The organism is Pantoea sp. K16 (genome assembly GCF_048452805.1).
Classification (GTDB): domain Bacteria; phylum Pseudomonadota; class Gammaproteobacteria; order Enterobacterales; family Enterobacteriaceae; genus Pantoea; species Pantoea agglomerans.
In genome coordinates, this window is sequence record NZ_JBLWNV010000011.1 from 185,338 (window position 1) to 203,149 (window position 17,812).

Annotated in this window: 19 protein-coding genes; 11 read left to right on the plus strand and 8 right to left on the minus strand. The window is 53.3% G+C overall.

Annotation, left to right across the window (positions count from 1 at the left end):
• Positions 1-21: 21 nt before the first annotated feature.
• Together ACK13D_RS15870 and pabB are read right to left on the minus strand one after the other, a co-directional pair.
• Positions 22-585: a CoA pyrophosphatase gene (locus tag ACK13D_RS15870; RefSeq protein WP_418796825.1), complete on the minus strand. Its 564-nt coding sequence runs from the start codon at positions 583-585 to the stop codon at positions 22-24.
• Entirely contained in the window at positions 569-1,948 is a 1,380-nt protein-coding gene (pabB, locus tag ACK13D_RS15875) for an aminodeoxychorismate synthase component 1 (protein WP_022625546.1), read from the minus strand. The genes ACK13D_RS15870 and pabB overlap by 17 nt, the downstream gene beginning before the upstream one ends.
• A gap of 110 nt (positions 1,949-2,058) precedes the next feature.
• Here pabB and ACK13D_RS15880 point away from each other — a divergent pair, with 110 nt between their 5' ends.
• Positions 2,059-2,253, plus strand: a complete 195-nt coding sequence (locus tag ACK13D_RS15880; protein WP_010260545.1) for a YoaH family protein — start codon at positions 2,059-2,061, stop codon at positions 2,251-2,253.
• A gap of 11 nt (positions 2,254-2,264) precedes the next feature.
• Here the strand turns inward: ACK13D_RS15880 and ACK13D_RS15885 are convergent, their stop codons facing one another.
• Both ACK13D_RS15885 and ACK13D_RS15890 read right to left on the minus strand, forming a co-directional pair.
• Positions 2,265-2,609: a RidA family protein gene (locus ACK13D_RS15885; protein ID WP_003852699.1), complete on the minus strand. Its 345-nt coding sequence runs from the start codon at positions 2,607-2,609 to the stop codon at positions 2,265-2,267.
• A gap of 67 nt (positions 2,610-2,676) precedes the next feature.
• Positions 2,677-3,036, minus strand: coding sequence for a hypothetical protein (locus ACK13D_RS15890; protein WP_418796828.1), 360 nt, complete (start codon positions 3,034-3,036; stop codon positions 2,677-2,679).
• A 350-nt stretch (positions 3,037-3,386) separates the two neighbouring features.
• On the opposite strand from ACK13D_RS15890, the gene ACK13D_RS15895 reads away from it, so the two are divergent.
• The gene (locus tag ACK13D_RS15895; protein WP_167432858.1) at positions 3,387-3,554 is read left to right on the plus strand and encodes a hypothetical protein; all 168 of its coding nucleotides are present in this window, start codon (positions 3,387-3,389) and stop codon (positions 3,552-3,554) included.
• Positions 3,555-3,936: 382 nt separating this feature from the next.
• On the opposite strand, the gene ACK13D_RS15900 is transcribed toward ACK13D_RS15895, so the two are convergent.
• Positions 3,937-4,611 (minus strand): ATP-dependent Clp protease proteolytic subunit, encoded by a 675-nt coding sequence (locus tag ACK13D_RS15900; protein WP_045139909.1) that lies wholly within the window; start codon positions 4,609-4,611, stop codon positions 3,937-3,939.
• A 1,857-nt stretch (positions 4,612-6,468) separates the two neighbouring features.
• Here ACK13D_RS15900 and ACK13D_RS15905 point away from each other — a divergent pair.
• The 6 genes from ACK13D_RS15905 (at position 6,469) to rnd (ending at position 13,871) form a co-directional block, all read left to right on the plus strand.
• Positions 6,469-7,206 (plus strand): carbonic anhydrase, encoded by a 738-nt coding sequence (locus ACK13D_RS15905; protein WP_033771955.1) that lies wholly within the window; start codon positions 6,469-6,471, stop codon positions 7,204-7,206.
• Between the two features lie 242 nt (positions 7,207-7,448).
• Positions 7,449-9,365: an ATP-dependent DNA helicase gene (locus tag ACK13D_RS15910; RefSeq protein WP_010260556.1), complete on the plus strand. Its 1,917-nt coding sequence runs from the start codon at positions 7,449-7,451 to the stop codon at positions 9,363-9,365.
• A gap of 44 nt (positions 9,366-9,409) precedes the next feature.
• A complete protein-coding gene (gene tsaB / locus ACK13D_RS15915; protein WP_418796830.1) occupies positions 9,410-10,108 on the plus strand; it encodes a tRNA (adenosine(37)-N6)-threonylcarbamoyltransferase complex dimerization subunit type 1 TsaB in 699 nt (232 codons plus the stop codon).
• Positions 10,109-10,168: 60 nt separating this feature from the next.
• Entirely contained in the window at positions 10,169-10,765 is a 597-nt protein-coding gene (locus tag ACK13D_RS15920; protein ID WP_031592781.1) for a Slp family lipoprotein, read from the plus strand.
• 209 nt (positions 10,766-10,974) lie between these two features.
• Positions 10,975-12,651 (plus strand): long-chain-fatty-acid--CoA ligase FadD, encoded by a 1,677-nt coding sequence (gene fadD, locus ACK13D_RS15925; protein WP_010260565.1) that lies wholly within the window; start codon positions 10,975-10,977, stop codon positions 12,649-12,651.
• 98 nt (positions 12,652-12,749) lie between these two features.
• Positions 12,750-13,871 (plus strand): ribonuclease D, encoded by a 1,122-nt coding sequence (gene rnd / locus ACK13D_RS15930; protein WP_061703877.1) that lies wholly within the window; start codon positions 12,750-12,752, stop codon positions 13,869-13,871.
• A gap of 53 nt (positions 13,872-13,924) precedes the next feature.
• On the opposite strand, the gene minE is transcribed toward rnd, so the two are convergent.
• From minE to minC, 3 genes are read right to left on the minus strand one after another with little or no spacing between them, the layout of a single operon-like run.
• Positions 13,925-14,194, minus strand: a complete 270-nt coding sequence (gene minE, locus ACK13D_RS15935; RefSeq protein WP_008925314.1) for a cell division topological specificity factor MinE — start codon at positions 14,192-14,194, stop codon at positions 13,925-13,927.
• 3 nt (positions 14,195-14,197) lie between these two features.
• Positions 14,198-15,010 carry a septum site-determining protein MinD gene (minD, locus tag ACK13D_RS15940; protein ID WP_010260569.1) on the minus strand — a complete coding sequence of 271 codons (813 nt, stop codon included), beginning with the start codon at positions 15,008-15,010 and terminating at the stop codon, positions 14,198-14,200.
• Between the two features lie 33 nt (positions 15,011-15,043).
• A complete protein-coding gene (gene minC / locus ACK13D_RS15945; protein ID WP_010260571.1) occupies positions 15,044-15,751 on the minus strand; it encodes a septum site-determining protein MinC in 708 nt (235 codons plus the stop codon).
• A gap of 155 nt (positions 15,752-15,906) precedes the next feature.
• Here minC and ACK13D_RS15950 point away from each other — a divergent pair, with 155 nt between their 5' ends.
• The 3 genes from ACK13D_RS15950 to ACK13D_RS15960 all read left to right on the plus strand — a co-directional run bounded on the left by ACK13D_RS15950 (position 15,907) and on the right by ACK13D_RS15960 (position 17,670).
• Positions 15,907-16,182: a YcgL domain-containing protein gene (locus ACK13D_RS15950; RefSeq protein WP_010260572.1), complete on the plus strand. Its 276-nt coding sequence runs from the start codon at positions 15,907-15,909 to the stop codon at positions 16,180-16,182.
• A 316-nt stretch (positions 16,183-16,498) separates the two neighbouring features.
• Entirely contained in the window at positions 16,499-17,158 is a 660-nt protein-coding gene (locus tag ACK13D_RS15955; protein WP_192073286.1) for a fumarylacetoacetate hydrolase family protein, read from the plus strand.
• A gap of 65 nt (positions 17,159-17,223) precedes the next feature.
• Positions 17,224-17,670: a YcgN family cysteine cluster protein gene (locus tag ACK13D_RS15960; protein WP_010260578.1), complete on the plus strand. Its 447-nt coding sequence runs from the start codon at positions 17,224-17,226 to the stop codon at positions 17,668-17,670.
• The last annotated feature ends 142 nt before the right edge of the window (positions 17,671-17,812 follow it).

Genomic DNA, 17,812 nt, shown 5'->3' on the forward strand with positions numbered 1-17,812 from the left:
GAGAGAAAAACGAGAAAGGTTTCAGAATGCGATCTGAGTACTCAGTGAGCGGATAATACCCGCGGTCATGCCCCACACCAGATAATCCTGATAGCGCGACAGCCAGACCGGGTGGCGAACACCAGCCCGATGCACTTCCAGCGCGCTGTAGCGGCTGAGCTGCAAAGCCTCGGCCAGCGGCATCTCAAAGGCGCTGCTCACCTCATCCGGATTAATCGTTAACCGCAGATCGGCCGGAATGATCCCCAGTACCGGCGTCACCTGAAAGCCGGTGCTGCTGGTCACGGCGGGCAGTGCGCCTAATACCTCGACCTGATGCGGCTCAATGCCAACCTCTTCCTGTGCTTCACGCAGTGCTGTGGCGATGAGCGATGCGTCAGTGTCATCCTGCATCCCGCCGGGAAAAGCGACCTGTCCGGCATGTTTGCGCAGGGCGTGTGAGCGCTGCGTCAGCAACAGACCGGGTTCATGCCGTGCCACAATCGGCACCAGCACCGCCGCATGGCGCCCGGATAGCAATTGTGTGCTGCGGGCAGGCTGCTGCAACAGAAAACGGCTGCGGAAATCATTAAGCGTCAGGGCCAACTGAACCTCCGGTTTGTTCCAGTGCCGGTAAGATCCGGCTGACTTTGTCGAGTGTTTCCTGATACTCCGCTTCGGGATCGCTGTCTGCAACAAGCCCGCCGCCCGCCGCACAGTAGAGCTGCTGACCTTCAGCGATCAGCGTGCGAATGGTGATGCTGGTATCCATCCGGCCACACAGGCTGAGATAACCAATGCTGCCGCACCAGGCATTGCGCCGCTGCGGCTCCAGTTCATCAATAATCTCCATCGCCCGAATCTTGGGCGCACCGGTAATCGAGCCGCCCGGAAAACAGGCGCGCAGCAGATCGGTGGCCTGCAGGGTGTCAGGCAGCTGCGCCCGCACCGTGCTGACCAGGTGGTGCACGGCGGGGAAGGGTTCAACCACAAACAGTTCAGGCACCGTGACCGAACCGGGTAGCGCCACGCGGCCAATATCGTTGCGCAGCAAATCGACAATCATCAGGTTTTCGGCCCGATCTTTTTCTGCATGGCGCAGCGACTCAGCCTGTTGCGCATCAGCAATCGGATCGTCACAGCGTGGCCGGGTACCTTTGATCGGTCGTGTTTCGATCTGCTTATTATTCAGCGACAGAAAGCGCTCCGGCGACAGGCTGAGGATCGCGCTCTCCGGCAGACGCAGAAAAGCGCTGAACGGCGCGCGGTTAGCCGCATTGAGTATACTGAACGCCTGCCACTCATCACCCTGGTAACCGGCCTGAAAGCGCTGCGCCAGATTAACCTGATAACAGTCACCCGCCTGAATATAGGCCTGAACCGCCGCAAAACGCGCAGCGTAATCTGCATAGCTCAGGTTGGAGCGCCAGCGGCTGGTCAGTGAAAAGGGCACGGCCTCGCGCGCCGGCCATTGCGCCAGCCAGGCGGCGCGTTCTTCCGCGTTCTTTAACGCCACCAGCGTCAGGGTCTGCTGATGATGATCGGCAATCAATGCCCAGTCATAGATACCCACCGCCATGTCAGGCGTGGTGAGATCGGCTGCGGCCTGCTGAGGCAGGGACTCAAACCGGCGGCCCAGATCATAACCAAACAGGCCCAGCGCACCGCCCTGAAACGGCAGGGCATCGCTGGCAGCCGGCGTCACGCCCAGCGCATCACACTGCTGCTGCACCAGCAGCAGGGGATCGGCGGTTGATTCGGTCGTGCCGGTCGGGTCGCTGAGCGTAGTCATCGCACCGCGGGTCACCAGGGTGGCGCGGGGATCGGCGGTCAGAATATCAAAGCGGTTGTCACTGTGGTTCGCCTGCGCGGAGGAGAGCAGCATCGCCCAGGGCAGATGGGCAATCGGGGCAAAACGCTGAGTCAGCGCATCCGGGGTATAATCAAGACTGAGGGTTTCAACAATCATCGGGCAGAGAAATCAGAGAGCAAAGAGGCGGTCAGACTGCCATATTTTTTCCTGACTGGCACCTGTTAGTTCCGCGTGGGATACTGTCTGCCCCAACGCAGGAGTGAAACATGTTTATAGGAATACCGGCTCTCTCTCATGAGCAGCAGCAGCAGGCCGTCGAACGTATTCAGGAATTGATGGCGGGAGGTTTGTCGAGCGGTGAAGCGATCACCCAGGTGGCGCAGGAGATCCGACAAAATTTCAAGGGCGAACGGATTCGGGCGCTATTCGAAGACGAAGATGAAGAAAACGAAGAGGAATAACGCCCGGCGTTTTAACGTGCAGCGATAATTTTAATTTCGATTTTGTACTTCGGATTCAACAGCCCGGCCTGTACCGTGCAGCGCACCGGCGCATTACCTGGAGAGACCCATGCGTCCCATGCGCGGTTCATCGCGGGGAAATCGGCCTTATCCACCAGAAACAGCGTCGCATCAAGGATTTTGCTTTTATCGCTACCGAGCCGTGTCAGAATCGCATCAATCACTGCCAGCGCATTGGCTGTCTGCGCTTCTGCGTCGGCATCCAGATTCTCAGGCACACTGGTGTAATAGATCGTGTCGTTGTGGATCACGGCTTCGGACATACGGTGTTCCGGGTCAATGCGGGTAATACTCATCGGTTTCTCCCTGGTTAATTGCGCATTAGCCTGGCACACTCCCGACATCGCTGTCACCCCTTACGCTTTACAGGCAGCGCTCAACAATCGCCTGTCTGTCCGCTATCACCTGGGGCGCCATCCGGAAAGTCGTAAAATATTTCACCTCAGTCCCTTTTCGGCGGGGCGACACATCCGCAAAAATCGAATCTTCCCAGGTGAAAACGCTGATCTCGCTGCCGTTGGGCTGGGTGTGGGTGGTGTTATCTCTGGCAATGACGCTGGTGGTGGACCAGCCGCGATAAATACAGTCGCTGAGCTGAGGGACGGTGCGGGTGCTTTGACCCTGAAAAACAGGCTGCTGCAGACGAGCCTGATCAGGCGTGGGTGCCTGGCAGCCGCAGAGCAGCAGCACGCCAGCCAGAGAGCCGATGCGGAAACAGTTCATACATTCCTCCGCCTGAGTCAGGCAGTCGGGTTAAGGCCATCTATTTAACACCGCCTGATCGGCAATGTTAAACCAGTCTCAGCACGTCAGCCTACGGGTGCCACATCCCAACGGTAAGCTGATTTAATCATTATAATCCGCGCGTTTGTTTACTCGCTGCGTTCCTCTGCATTTGCTAACTGCATCACACTGTCTGCATCATGATAATGAGCCGCGGACGTTGTCACTGTTGCAGCCCTGCTGCACTAAAGCAGCATAAAGCGTCGAAAGAGCGGGAGAAGTGAGGGCACGCGCGGCATAAAAATGTTATAAAACAGCAGATAAATCGCGCTACGGATGAGGATTCAGGCATGGCGAATACGCAGTATCTTTTTTGGGTGATGGTCGGCGCACTGACGCTGCTGTTTATTGTGGTTTCGGCGTTTGTTGGATTGTCCCGTGGCACTAAGCAGGGCTTTATTACCTTCGCTATTCTGTTCATCGTTATGCTGGCGGGCGCGTTGTACGTCCGCTTATAAGCAGGTCGCAACAGCAGCGTCACCAATGATCGTGATATCAGGTCACCAGCCAGAAACAGATAAACGCCCTGTACCAGAATGAGCCGTATCTGGCTGAGCGGCCTGCTTTATCTGCCGCTTTTTATCTGGCCAGTGTTGAATCAACCCTGCTATTGCTGCTCAAAAAACTCACCATGCAAGGGTAGCGCTTACTGCGAAAATCCACCGTGATATTGATGGTGAGATCCTGCGGCGTCCCATCTGAACGTCGTCTGCATTATGTTCTTCTCTGGATTACCCGCTAACGGCTCGATATGTCTCCCCGCCAGCACGCCCATCTGTCCAGGCGGCGCATATCTGATAAAAAGTATTCGTCCAGCAGGCATAAATAGCGCTATTTTTGCTAGCCGCTGGCCTCTGAAGTGAAAATGTAATAAGCGACATCAGCGGGGGCGATTCCTTCAACACGTTTTTGTGCAATACCCTGTTTTACAGATTCTGGAAAACGCAGGTAAATACGGTTGTCTTCACTGAATAAGGCTTTATCTATCTCTATTCCGTCATCTTTGAAACAGGATGCATAGGTGTCCCTGAATATTTTACTGACATTATCGATATCTCTGCTGAGTAAAATGACTTCATTTTTTTTCAGATAGTTGCTCTGAATGTTTTGACTCGCTGCAGGGTGGATTAAAAACGTTGCGCTGGGTAATGTTTCCCTTTGCGCCCCTGAGCAATAAATCAGGGTAGCCGCCGAACCCGTCATTGCGGCATTGATGGTTTTTATCGGAATCCTTGACCCTCTGACGGCCTGGCCGCCCATATAGCCAGCTTCCATGTCGCCGCCAAAGCTGTTTATATAAAGCGATATTTCTTTTACAGCAGGGTAACTTACATTAATATCATCGATGCCTGCCATCAATTCTGCCACTTTAGTGCCATTAACCTCGCCAATGTAAACAATTTTTGCCGATTTTATCTCTTGCGCTTTCAGGGTGTTATTTATCACCACTGACGTTTTTGCTATGCAGCAAGCGGAAGTGACGCCCAGTAACAGAAAAGTGAAATAACGCACCATAAAAACTCCATTTAAGGGTGTGACGCTGTCAGTTTAAGGATCAGTAATGTTTAAAAAGAAAATAGCCCGTTGTAACTTCCAGGGTGATGATATAGAAGATAAGTACGATGAATATCAATAATAAACTCGCTCTGGCGTAGTTTTTCTTTGAACGTTTAGTCCTTCGGTTTAAGGACCAGTAAAGCAGCATGAAAAGATTTAATACGGGTATGCCGGTTAAAATTAATGTGACAATCCAATCCCATAGGGAGACATCATCGACGTGTTGATTATTTTCCACAGTGTTTTTTACGCTATGTGAGTGGTGGAGTAACGACGTTAACTGCTACGACGTGCAGATCATTTCCTGACAGCTGACGAGTTTTTATTGATTCGCTGAGGATAAACGTCAGACCAGTCTGGTTGTTCGCCGGACATAATCGCGCGCCGCTGTGCAGGGCTGATTCCCTGATTTATATGCGGCATGACAGGTTCACTATGTTGACCAACTGGGTTAAGTTTGACCTCATCGTTGGTAACACAACCGCTCAGCGTCAGAATCACTAAGCTATACCGGGGTAATTTAGGGAACAATGATATTTCTCCTTGTTGAGGTAATGGTGTCCATTTTGACGGATAGATGCAATAGGGTAGCAACAGCCAGATTACATCCCACTTCACTTATAATATAAAACCCCACTTCATTTACATTAACGGATATCTTTAGCGAGATAGTCTTAAACGGCCTTTTAAAGAGGACGGATGCCGTGGGGCATGGTTTCTATTGTGATGTGACTTATCCAGCGACAAGTTTTTATTGCCTGTGAAAGATAACATAATTTCTGAATTTTTAATTACCTCTCTACCATCTGTTAAGTCAGATTGGCTGCATCAGAGGAAATATTCAATCCGCTAATGCTCACAGATTACGTTTAAATTCTGTCTCTTTTATATCAGGGATTTTTTCTTATAACAACATAACGATGTTTAATGCTACTCCTGTTGAGTTTTTATTTAATGTTACCTTTCTTTGTGCATAATTGCGCTTTGAATCGCATCATTAACTTTTCGTGTCCCTATATTATAGGTAGTTAAGTTCCGGCCTTTTATTCATTAAACGAGTAACAGGTTTTTTTAAAAACACAGTTTTTTCAGCGGCGAATTATTAAACCCGCTATCAGACTGACGTCAATGATAACGCGGCTGGGGGAGGCGAATGGGCATCCGATTAACCGGTACGCTATCAGCACCGGCTGTGACGCAAGGCTGTTTCACACAGTGGCGAAGCAGAGTCTGCGGCAGCGCCCGCATTTCTGATATCTTTTGCGAGCCTTGCAAAACAGATGGCAGGAGTAAGCTACACTCAAAGGGCATAGCAAAATTGCTATCTGACACCGGAGGAAATTATGTCTGAACGCCCTGATTACGATGAGCCGCTGCCCGATGACGCTGAGATTTATCCTGAAGATGAGGAAGAAGATGAAGAAGAGGAACCATTAGAAAAGGATGTCTAGCGTCACCTGCATAATCTTTTATGACGCGTTATCGCGTTGCACCGCAAAACCGCCTGCGTGCAGTTTTGCGGTTTCTTACGTCGCCTGAATTTAGTGCAAAATTTCCCTCCCGGCTCGTTTCGACGATCAAAATGATAAATACAGAAAAATGAAACTCTTTTATTCAGAGAGATTGATATCAACCCTTTCCTGAAGTGCTTAAAAACGTAACATCGTGATGTTTGTTAATTAAATTAACATTGATTGTAATTATAAACTCTTTATTCGTTCTGATTTTGATTTAACGCATTTTGTCACCTTGCTGATTCAGTAGTCAGCGGAATAGTATCCCTGCCGCAAATAAGCTTATAAAGCAGGGATAAAAATGAAATTACCAAAAATGTTAAGTCTGGTTGTGGCGCTTTCTACCCTCAACGTAGCCGGTGCGGCGGAACCGCACTGGACGTACGAAGGCAAAGCTGGCCCGGAACACTGGAGCGAACTGACCAGCGACTTCCACATCTGCCACGAAGGTAAGTCCCAGTCGCCTATCAATATTAAAGATCCGATTGAGGGACATTTACAGGCACTCGATCTGGCCTACCATACGTCGGCTGAGAAGGTGATCAACAATGGCCACACGATTCAGGTGACCGTTGATGAAGAAGATGATTTTGTACTGGATCGGGAAAAGTTCACACTGCGTCAGTATCACTTCCATACGCCGAGTGAGAACCAGATCAATGGGCACACCTTTCCCCTGGAAGCCCACTTTGTACACAGCAAAGAGGATGGCGATCTGGCCGTGGTCGCGGTGATGTTTAAGGTCGGTGAAGAGAATCCGGCGCTGGCACCATTGATCGACGCTATGCCGAAACAGGAAAACCAGCAGGTAACCATTAATCGCCAGGTAAACTTACGCGATCTCTTCCCGGAAGATCTGCACTATTATCGTTTCAGCGGCTCCCTGACGACGCCGCCCTGCAGCGAAGGGATTCGCTGGCTGGTGCTGAAACAGCCGGTTTCGCTCTCTCAGGCGCAGCTCGACGCCTTTAAACAGGCGCTGAAAACCACCAATAATCGTCCGTTGCAGCATCTCAATGGGCGCATGATTGTAGAGTAGTCACAGCGATTTCTACTGCCTTTCGCGGTGCAACTTCTCATCAGGTATCCCGGTGCTGCGAGCGCTTCTCTTCAGGCGGCCACGTGCCGCCTTTTTCCCCATCTTTCAAACGCGATCCAGAGTCTTTACCTGCCACGCCCCCAACGGCCGGAAATAGATAAGTTATTGATAATTATCAATTTTGCTTTGTTGATCCAATACTGACATAATTACAGTGTTTTTGCCGTTCTTAGTGAGGGTATGTGGCAGACGATTTTGCAGTGGATGGCGCGCTGGCGCTGGCGATCGCAGGCTTTAAGCCGCGTGAAGCACAGCGTGAGATGGCGCAGGCGGTATCTGAAGCCGTAAAACAGCAGGGTGAACTGGTGGTCGAGGCCGGTACCGGCACCGGAAAAACTTATGCCTACCTGGCTCCCGCTCTGCGGGCCGGTAAAAAAGTGATTGTCTCCACCGGATCCAAGGCGCTGCAGGATCAGCTCTATGGCCGCGATCTGCCTACGATGATCAAGGCGCTGGATTTCAAAGGTAAAACGGCCTTGCTGAAAGGACGCTCCAACTACCTTTGCCTGGAACGCATGGAACAGCAATCGATGGCGGGCGGCGATCTCACCGCGCAGGGGCTGACCGATCTGGTGACGCTGCGCAGCTGGTCATCGCAGACGGAAGATGGCGACATCAGCAGCTGTGCGGGCGTGACCGAAGACAGCCCGGTCTGGCCGCTGGTCACCAGCACCAACGATAACTGCCTCGGCACTGACTGCCCTCGCTATAAAGAGTGCTTTGTGGTCAAAGCGCGTAAGCGCGCTATGGACGCCGATGTGGTGGTCGTGAACCACCACTTGTTTCTTGCTGACCTGGTGGTGAAAGAGGGCGGCTTTGGCGAACTCATTCCCGAAGCTGATGTGATGATCTTCGACGAAGCCCATCAGCTGCCCGATATCGCCAGTCAGTATTTTGGTCAGCAGCTCTCCAGCCGCCAGTTACTCGATCTCGCCAAAGATATTATTACCGCCTACCGCACCGAGGTGCGTGATGCTCAGCAGCTGCAGAAATCCGCTGACCGCCTGGCGCAGTGCGCGCAGGATTTTCGCCTGTCATTAGGCGATCCCGGCTATCGCGGTAACCTGCGTGAACTGCTGAGCGATAACAACATCCTGCGAATGTTTACGCTGCTGGATGATGCGCTTGAGCTCTGTTACGACGTTATCAAACTCTCACTGGGCCGTTCAGCCCTGCTGGATGCCGCCTTCGAGCGGGCCGCGCTCTACCGTGGCCGGTTAAAACGGCTGCGGGCGATTAACGAGCCGGGCTACAGCTACTGGTATGAATGTACCTCACGTCACTTTATCCTGGCGCTGACGCCGCTCTCGGTGGCAGAACGCTTCCGTGAAGTAATGGATAATCGTAAGGCTGCCTGGATCTTCACCTCAGCCACCCTGGCGGTGGATGAGAAAATGGCACACTTCGCCGAACGGCTGGGTGTGAATGCAGCAAAAAGCCTGATTCTGAACAGCCCGTTCGATTTTGCGAAGCAGGCGCTGCTCTGCGTTCCGCGCAATCTGCCTGAGCCTAACCGTCCGGGTGGTGCACGCCAGCTGGCCGCAATGATGAAGCCGCTGATTGATGCTAATAAAGGCCGCTGTTTCTTTCTGTGCACATCGCACCTGATGATGCGTGAGCTGGCCGCAGAATTTCGCGCCTCAATGACGCTGCCCGTGCTGGTGCAGGGTGAAACCAGCAAGGGTCAGTTGCTGAAACAGTTCATCGATAAGGGCAATGCCCTGCTGGTGGCGACCAGCAGCTTCTGGGAAGGCGTGGATGTGCGGGGTGATGCGCTGTCGCTGGTGATCATCGATAAACTGCCGTTCACCTCACCGGAAGATCCGCTGTTGAAAGCCAGAATGGAAGATTGCCGGATTCGTGGCGGCGATCCCTTTACGGATGTGCAGCTGCCGGATGCGGTGATCACCCTGAAGCAGGGCGTGGGACGTTTAATCCGCGATACCGACGATCGTGGCGTACTGGTCATTTGCGATCAGCGTCTGGTTTCTCGTCCTTATGGCGCGCTGTTTCTCAATAGCCTGCCGCCGACGCCGCGCACCCGGGACATTGCCCGCGCCATCGCCTTTATCCGCCAGCAACCCGAACCAGACGCGTAATTTTATGCTAAGATGCGCGCCGTTTTCTTTCTTCTGAGGTAGTCATGTCAGCCCGAATTTTAGCGCTGGATACGGCGACAGAAGCCTGTTCAGCCGCCTTGCTGAATCAGCAACAGATTGATGCCCGATTCGAAATTGCCCCGCGCGATCACACCCAGCGTATTTTACCGCTGATCGAAGAGCTACTGCTGGCACAGCAGCTGGAACTGACCGACCTGGACGCGCTCGCCTTTGGTCGCGGCCCTGGCAGTTTTACCGGCGTGCGGATTGGCATTGGTATTGCGCAGGGACTGGCACTGGGCGCTTCTCTGCCAATGATCGCGGTTTCCACGCTGGCAACGCTGGCGGAAGGCGCATGGCGTCTGCACGGTGCTACCTGGGTATTAACCGCTATTGATGCGCGGATGGGCGAGGTCTACTGGGCCGAATATCAGCGTGATGAACAGGGTGCCTGGCAGGGTGAGGCCAGCGAAAGCGTGCTGTCGCCCGAAGCGGCACTGGCCCGGATGCAGGCGCTCTCTGGCGAATGGATGACCGCAGGCACCGGCTGGCAGGCTTATCCTGCCCTGCAGCAGGGACACGAACTTACCCTGAAAGCCAGTGACGTTACGCTGCCCGCTGCAGAAGATATGCTGCCGCTGGCAACCCTTGCGCTGGCGCAGGGGAAGACGCTGCTGCCGGAAACAGCGGAGCCCACTTATCTGCGTAATGAAGTCGCCTGGAAAAAATTACCTGGCCGGTAAAATGCACGCAACTTATTGTTATGCGTCCAGTCTAACTCTTTACCTAACGGGAGAACGTCTATGTCGTCAATGTGTGGTAAAGGGCTTTCAGGTCTGCTGCTGACCTGTGTACTGGCGTTAACCGGTTGTGTCTCAATTCCTGACACGCTGCAGGGCAGCTCACCTCAGCCGCAGCAGGATCTGTTGCGGGTCATGAGCGATCCTTCGCTCTTTGTCGGGCAGGAATCTCGCTTTGGCGGCAAGGTAGTGAATGTCACTAACCTGAACGGCAAAACCCGGCTTGAGATTGCTGCACAGCCGCTGGATGATAGCGCCAGACCACGTCTGGGTGCGGCCTCGGTCGGTCGGATTTATGCCGATATCCGAGGTTTTGTTGATCCGGTGGATGTCAGAAATCAGTATGTGACGGTGCTGGGTACCCTTAAGGGGACAGAGCAGGGCAAAATTGGTGAAGCGGATTATAAATTTGCGGTCATCGATGTGCGCGGTTATCAGCGCTGGCGACTTACCCAGCAGGTGACAGCTCCACCTCAGCCGATGGATCCCTGGATCTGGTATGGTCCGACCCGCCATCGCGGTGGATACTGGGGCCCGAATCCCTACTGGGGAATGATGAACAGTGGGCCGGCAGAGGTGCAGACCATTCTGACTGAGTAAGTGCAAAAAACATTTAAGTATCAGCCCGGTCGCGGTGCTCGCTGCCGGGCTTTTTATTTGCCTGTTTTATCAGCACGAAATTTAGTGATGCACTTCGCAACCTCAACATGCCAAAACAGGCAAACTGGTACAATCAGTTAAAATATTGTTAACAAACCAGATTGGCTGAGGCAGCGATGGAAATACAACAAAATTATCGGGGTGGATCCTTGAATAAGGTTTGGCTGAAACGCTACCCGGCAGATGTGCCTGCCGAAATAAGTGCAGATCGTTACACCTCGCTGGTGGATCTGTTTGAGCAGGCCGCAAAACGCTACGCCGATCAACCCGCGTTCCTGAACATGGGTCAGAAGATGAGTTATCGTCAGCTGGAAGAGAAGAGCCGCGCTTTTGCCGCCTATCTTCAGCAACAGCTGGGCCTGAAAGCGGGTGACCGGGTGGCACTGATGATGCCGAATTTACTGCAGTATCCGGTGGCCCTGTTTGGTGTGCTGCGTGCAGGTATGGTCGTGGTCAATGTGAATCCGCTCTATACGCCGCGCGAACTGCAGCATCAGCTCAATGACAGTGGGGCCAGTGCGATTGTTATTGTCTCGAATTTTGCGCACACGCTGGAAAAAGTGGTGGCGAAAACCGCTGTGCGGCACGTCATCCTGACCCGGATGGGCGATCAGCTGGCGCCGATAAAAGCGACGCTGGTTAACTTTGTCGTTAAGTATGTGAAGAAGCTGGTGCCCAAATACCATCTGCCGGGGGCAATCTCATTTCGCCACGTACTGGAAGTCGGCGAAACGCTCAATTATCAACGCCCGACGGTCTCCAATGACGATCTCGCCTTCCTGCAATACACCGGTGGCACCACTGGCGTGGCCAAAGGGGCGATGCTGACCCATCGCAACATGCAGGCGAATCTTGAGCAGACCCGCGCGACCTACGGCAAAGTGCTGCGCGATGGTAAAGAGTGTGTTGTCACCGCGCTGCCGCTTTATCACATCTTTGCCTTAACGGTGAATGGCCTGCTGTTCCTGGAGCTGGGCGGTCAGAATCTGTTGATCACCAATCCGCGCGATATCCCCGGCTTTGTTAAAGAGCTGGGGAAATTTCCGTTTACCGCCATTACCGGCGTGAATACGCTGTTTAACGCGCTACTCAACGATGAGCAGTTTAATAAACTCGATTTTTCAACGCTGCGTCTTTCTGCCGGTGGCGGAATGGCGGTGCAGAAAGTGGTGGCCGAGCGCTGGGAAAAACTGACCGGACACTATCTGCTGGAAGGCTATGGCCTGACAGAGTGTTCTCCGCTGGTGTCGGTCAATCCCTATGACATCAGCTGTCATACCGGCAGTATCGGTCTGCCGGTGCCCTCGACCGATGTGCTGATTCTGGATGACGACGGCAATGAAGTTCCTCCGGGTGAACCGGGCGAACTTTGCATCAGCGGCCCGCAGGTGATGCTGGGCTACTGGCAGCATCCGGAAGCGACAGCGGAAGTGCTGAAAAATGGCTGGCTCCACAGCGGTGATATTGTTACCGTTGACCAGGAAGGCTTTATTCGCATCGTTGACCGCAAAAAAGATATGATTCTGGTATCAGGTTTTAATGTCTATCCGAATGAAATCGAAGACGTGCTGATGCAGCATCCTAAAGTGCGTGAAGCCGCGGCTATCGGTGTCCCCAGCGATCTTTCTGGCGAAGCGGTAAAAGTCTGCATCGTGAAAAAAGATGCGTCGCTGACCAAAGAAGAGGTGCTCGATCACTGTCGCCGTCAGCTGACCGGTTACAAGGTGCCGAAAATCATTGAGTTTCGTGATGAGTTGCCTAAAACCAATGTCGGCAAGATCCTGCGGCGTGAGCTGCGCGACGAGGCGAAACCCGGCGCGAGCTGAATCCGGGCAGAAATTGAGGTTGAACGCCGGCATGTCCGGCGTTTTTATTGTTTTTAACATGGAGCGCCGCGCGTTGTTGGCTGCGGTGAAAATCAGACGTGAACTATTCCCTTATCGACCAGGATGATCAACTGGCAGACGTGTGTCAGAAAGCGCGCCAGCACGCGGCGGTGGCCCTGGATACCGAATTTGTCCGCACCCGCACTTACTACCCTCAGCTTGGCCTGATCCAGCTGTTCGACGATCAGCAACTGGTGCTGATTGACCCGCTGAATATCCGTGACTGGTCACCCTTTATTGCCTTGCTGACCGACACCAGCGTCACCAAATTCCTGCATGCCGGGGGTGAAGATCTGGAAGTCTTCCTGCACCGTTTCGGCGTGCTGCCGACGCCCATGATCGATACCCAGATTCTGGCGGCCTTTTCTGGCCAGCCGCTCTCCTGGGGTTTTGCCTCAATGGTGGCGCATTTCACTCAGGTCGAACTCGATAAAAGTGAATCACGCACGGACTGGCTGGCACGCCCTCTGACCCAGCGTCAGTGCGAGTATGCGGCGGCGGACGTTCACTATCTGTTGCCAATTGCGCGTCAGCTGATGATCAATACGGAAGAGGCCGGCAATATGTCGGCGGCACTCAGTGAGTGCGATAACCTGTGTCAGCGTCGTCTGGATAGCCTGTCGCCGGATGAAGCCTGGCGGGATATTACCAATGCCTGGCAGTTACGTCCGCGTCAGCTGGCGGCGTTACAGCGACTGGCGGCCTGGCGTCTGAAGCTGGCGCGTGAAAAAGATATGGCCGTTAACTTTGTGGTGCGCGAAGAGCACCTGTGGAAAGTAGCGCGCTTTATGCCAGGCTCACTGGGCGAGCTGGATCATCTGGGGCTGTCAGGCCACGAGATTCGTTTCCACGGCAAAGCCCTGGTGGCGCTGGTGGCAGAAGCTGAGGCGCTGGATGAGAGCGAACTGCCGGCTCCGCTGGGCAATCTGATTGACCATCCGCACTACAAGCCGGTGTTTAAAGCGATGAAAGCGCTGGTGCAGCAGGTGAGCGAGCAGAGTGGATTCAGTCAGGAGCTGCTGGCGTCACGACGTCAGATTAATCAGGTATTAAGTCAGCACTGGGGCCTGAAGCCGCAGGGACGTCAGCCGGAGTTACTTACCGGATGGCGGGGCGAACTGCTGAAACCCGGCATTGAGGAAATTCTGGCGGGTTGTTAACCGGTTAAATTTCCCCTGCCAGAGCGCAGGGGAAATTCAGCAAACGGTCAGCGTCATTTAGTCACTTCATCCGTTTCCGGCAGCGTCACGTTCAGCTCCAGAATCGAGATATCATCACCTTTCTGGTCGAGCTGCACCGTTACCATTTCTGGATCGATCTTCACATATCTGCAAATCACTTCCAGAATGTCGCGCTTAAGTTGCGGAAGATAGTGGGGCTCACTGTCGCCCCTTCTCCGTTCTGCCACGATAATCTGCAGCCTTTCCTTGGCTATATTGGCAGTGTTCTTCTTCCGGGATAAAAAGAAATCAAGTAATGCCATGGTTTATCCCCCGAACAGGCGTTTCAGGAAACCCTTCTTCTCTTCTTCGATAAAGCGGAAGGGGCGTACTTCACCGAGCAACCGTTCAACGGTATCGGCATAGGCTTTGCCAGCATCAGATTCGCCGTCAAGAATCACCGGTTCGCCCTGGTTAGAGGCACGTAACACCGATTGATCTTCAGGGATCACGCCGACCAGAGGAATGCGCAGGATCTCCAGCACATCTTCCATGCTCAGCATATCGCCACGGTTCACCCGGCCAGGGTTATAGCGGGTCAGCAGCAGATGCTCCTTCACCGGGTCCTGACTGTTTTCAGCGCGACGGGATTTGGATGAGATGATGCCGAGGATGCGGTCGGAGTCGCGGACAGAAGAGACTTCCGGGTTGGTGGTAATAATGGCTTCATCGGCAAAGTAGAGCGCCATCAGTGCGCCCGTTTCAATCCCTGCCGGTGAGTCACAGACGATGAAATCGAACTCCATCTTAGCCAAATCGTTCAGAACTTTTTCAACACCCTCACGGGTCAGCGCATCTTTATCACGGGTCTGCGACGCAGGCAGAATGTAGAGCTGCTCCGTGCGTTTGTCGCGAATCAGCGCCTGGTTCAGTGTGGCATCGCCCTGGATTACATTAACAAAGTCGTAGACCACACGGCGCTCACAGCCCATGATCAAATCCAGGTTACGCAGACCGATATCAAAATCGATCACAACTGTCTTTTTGCCTTTCTGCGCTAAACCGGTGGCGATGGCCGCGCTTGACGTGGTCTTACCAACGCCCCCTTTACCGGATGTAACTACAATAATGCGTGCCATAAATGTTGATTTCCTTAACAAAAGAAAAGGGGCCTAATTAAGTGTCTGGATAGTCAGCGCGCCATCCTGCAGGCACAGGCGCGCAGCTTTACCAAAAAATTCTTGCGGGATCTGATCCATGATCCAGTACTCTCCGGCAATCGAGACCAGCTCGGCAGCCAGGTTGGTACAAAAAATCTGGCAGTTGCGGTCACCGCTGGCACCCGCCAGGGCGCGACCGCGCATCATGCCGTAAATGTGAATATTGCCATCGGCGACCAGTTCAGCGCCGGCGCTGACGCTGCTGGTGATGATCAAATCGGCATCACGCGCATAAATCTGCTGGCCCGAGCGCACCGGGGTGTTCACGATGCGGGTTTTCGTTGCTACCGTTTCGGTTACAGCCGGCAGTGGTTCTGGTATCGGCTGCGGCGCGGCGGCTTGCGGTCTGGCCTCTTTACCTTCTGCCAGCACGGGCAGGCCGGCACGGGCGATCATACGTTTCAGCGCTTCATCTTTGCAGCCGCTTACGCCGACAATGCGTAAACCGGTGGCGAGAACCGCCTGTTGCAACAGTTTCCAGTTAACATCGGCACTTAATGTCGAGACGTTAAGTACCACCGGCGCGTTTTTCAGGAAATCTGGAGCCTGGTCAATCTTGTCCTGGAGTGCCTTGCGAATCACCGCAGGGTCATGGTGATGCAAATGGACGACAGACAGGGTGAAACTGCTACCTTTGAATTCGATTGGCGTTTGCGACATCTGTCCCGACTCAGTCCTGTTTTCACTACCGAAAGCCTGGCGATGATAAAATCATCGTGGAAGCGCTAACGGTGAATATTCGAAGTTCTGCAAGCATGTTATAGTTACAGCTATATTCAGACAAGCCTCAACGCCGGTTAATTCGAGTAAAAAATATGTTTTGTGTGATCTACAGAAGCCCGTTACGTGACCAGACTTATCTCTATGTTGAAAAAAAGGACGATTTCTCGCGCGTTCCGGAAGAATTGCTGAAAGGCTTTGGCAAGCCGCAGCTGGCGATGGTGCTTAAGCTGGCGGGGCGGGACAGGCTGGCTAATGCGGATATCAATAAAGTTAAGCAGGGATTGAGCGAGCAGGGCTATTATTTACAGCTCCCTCCGCCGATTGAAAGTCTCCTCAACATTCATTTACAGGCCGATAAAAAACTTTAACTCGGATTCTTCTGTAAATATAAATCCTGTCGGTGCGATCCTGGCAGGATAATATTGCCCTGATGCTGCGCAAAATTAACGGTGCAGCTTATCTGTTTCACCCCTTTTTAAATTCCCTGCTCAATTTTTTCTCCCGATTTGTACGATTATTCAGCGCTTCAACGCCTGCATTTACGCTTTCTGACAAATTACGCACCCCGGACCGTTAAAAGGATCTTATTATCACGCTATGAGGTTGGCATTTCGATCAACGCATGAGCAAACATCAACCCGCCAGCAGCGCTGGCATCACACCTAACCTGAACAGGGGATGAGCATGTATCAGCATCGTAACTGGCAAGGCGCTCTGTTAGATTTTCCGGTCAGCAAAGTGGTTTGCGTCGGGAGTAATTATGCAAAGCACATTAAAGAGATGGGCAGCGCAACCCCAACCGAACCGGTGATCTTTATCAAGCCGGAAACGGCGCTGTGTGAATTGCGTCAGCCGCTCTCTATTCCCGACGCGTTTGGCGAGGTCCATCATGAAGTTGAACTGGCGGTGCTGATCGGCGCGACACTGAAGCAGGCGACCGATGCGCATGTGGCTAAGGCGATTGCAGGTTATGGCGTGGCGCTGGATCTGACACTGCGTGACCTGCAGGCCGGGCTGAAAAAAGCGGGCCAGCCGTGGGAAAAATCCAAAGGCTTTGATAACGCCTGTCCTGTCTCCGGTTTTATCCCGGTGACGGAATTCAGTGGCGATCCGCAGAACGTCGAGCTTAAATTGCTGGTGAACGGTGAAGTGCGTCAGCACGGCAATACCGAAGACATGATTCATAAAATCCTGCCGCTGATTGCCCACATGAGCCACTACTTTACCCTGCGTGCAGGCGATGTGATTCTGACCGGTACGCCAGAAGGGGTAGGCCCGATGCGCTCGGGTGATCAGCTGGAAGTTTCACTGGCGGGTCACGGCATCAGCACGCGCGTACTCTAAAAACTTGCATCACCGTCGCATAGGCTTTATAAGGTGCGGTTTAGGCACAATCCGGACAAATCATCATGACTGACACCCCTTTCTGGCAACAAAAACGCCTGGCACAAATGAGCGATGAGGAATGGGAATCCTTGTGTGATGGTTGTGGACAGTGTTGCCTGAACAAATTGCAGGACGCCGACACCGATGAGATCTACTTCACCAATGTCGCCTGTGATCAGCTCAATATTAAAACCTGCCAGTGCCGTAACTATGAGCGCCGCTTCGAGCTTGAAGAGGATTGCATCAAGTTAACGCGCGAAAATCTGACGACCTTCAACTGGCTGCCGCGCACCTGCGCCTACCGGCTGCTGGGTGAGGGCAAAGATTTACCCGTATGGCATCCGCTGCGGGCCGGTTCGAAAACAGCGATGCATGCGCAGCGTATTTCGGTGCGGTATATTGCGGTGCGTGAGAGTGAAGTGCGGGACTGGGAAGATCACATCATTGATCGCCCCGATCGCAACGGCTGAGTGCCGCGCTATCAATCGGAACAGAAAAAAGGCTGCCAGTGGCATAATGCTGGTCAGTTAAGCGACAGGTGATAACGCAGTCTGGTCCCGGGCAGGGGCTGGCGGTCCTCGCGCCGCTGCGCGGTTCCTTCACTTCATTCCT

Excerpts from the sequence above, each read along its gene's own strand:
- ACK13D_RS15960 (WP_010260578.1), top strand. The coding sequence starts at position 17,224 with ATGACTGACACCCCTTTCTGGCAACAAAAACGCCTGGCACAAATGAGC.
- ACK13D_RS15955 (WP_192073286.1), top strand. The coding sequence starts at position 16,499 with ATGTATCAGCATCGTAACTGGCAAGGCGCTCTGTTAGATTTTCCGGTC.
- tsaB (WP_418796830.1), top strand. The coding sequence starts at position 9,410 with ATGTCAGCCCGAATTTTAGCGCTGGATACGGCGACAGAAGCCTGTTCA.
- ACK13D_RS15885 (WP_003852699.1), bottom strand. The coding sequence starts at position 2,609 with ATGAGTATTACCCGCATTGACCCGGAACACCGTATGTCCGAAGCCGTG.
- minD (WP_010260569.1), bottom strand. The coding sequence starts at position 15,010 with ATGGCACGCATTATTGTAGTTACATCCGGTAAAGGGGGCGTTGGTAAG.
- minE (WP_008925314.1), bottom strand. The coding sequence starts at position 14,194 with ATGGCATTACTTGATTTCTTTTTATCCCGGAAGAAGAACACTGCCAAT.
- ACK13D_RS15890 (WP_418796828.1), bottom strand. The coding sequence starts at position 3,036 with ATGAACTGTTTCCGCATCGGCTCTCTGGCTGGCGTGCTGCTGCTCTGC.
- ACK13D_RS15920 (WP_031592781.1), top strand. The coding sequence starts at position 10,169 with ATGTCGTCAATGTGTGGTAAAGGGCTTTCAGGTCTGCTGCTGACCTGT.
- ACK13D_RS15950 (WP_010260572.1), top strand. The coding sequence starts at position 15,907 with ATGTTTTGTGTGATCTACAGAAGCCCGTTACGTGACCAGACTTATCTC.
- ACK13D_RS15900 (WP_045139909.1), bottom strand. The coding sequence starts at position 4,611 with ATGGTGCGTTATTTCACTTTTCTGTTACTGGGCGTCACTTCCGCTTGC.
- ACK13D_RS15895 (WP_167432858.1), top strand. The coding sequence starts at position 3,387 with ATGGCGAATACGCAGTATCTTTTTTGGGTGATGGTCGGCGCACTGACG.
- ACK13D_RS15880 (WP_010260545.1), top strand. The coding sequence starts at position 2,059 with ATGTTTATAGGAATACCGGCTCTCTCTCATGAGCAGCAGCAGCAGGCC.
- pabB (WP_022625546.1), bottom strand. The coding sequence starts at position 1,948 with ATGATTGTTGAAACCCTCAGTCTTGATTATACCCCGGATGCGCTGACT.
- ACK13D_RS15905 (WP_033771955.1), top strand. The coding sequence starts at position 6,469 with ATGAAATTACCAAAAATGTTAAGTCTGGTTGTGGCGCTTTCTACCCTC.
- minC (WP_010260571.1), bottom strand. The coding sequence starts at position 15,751 with ATGTCGCAAACGCCAATCGAATTCAAAGGTAGCAGTTTCACCCTGTCT.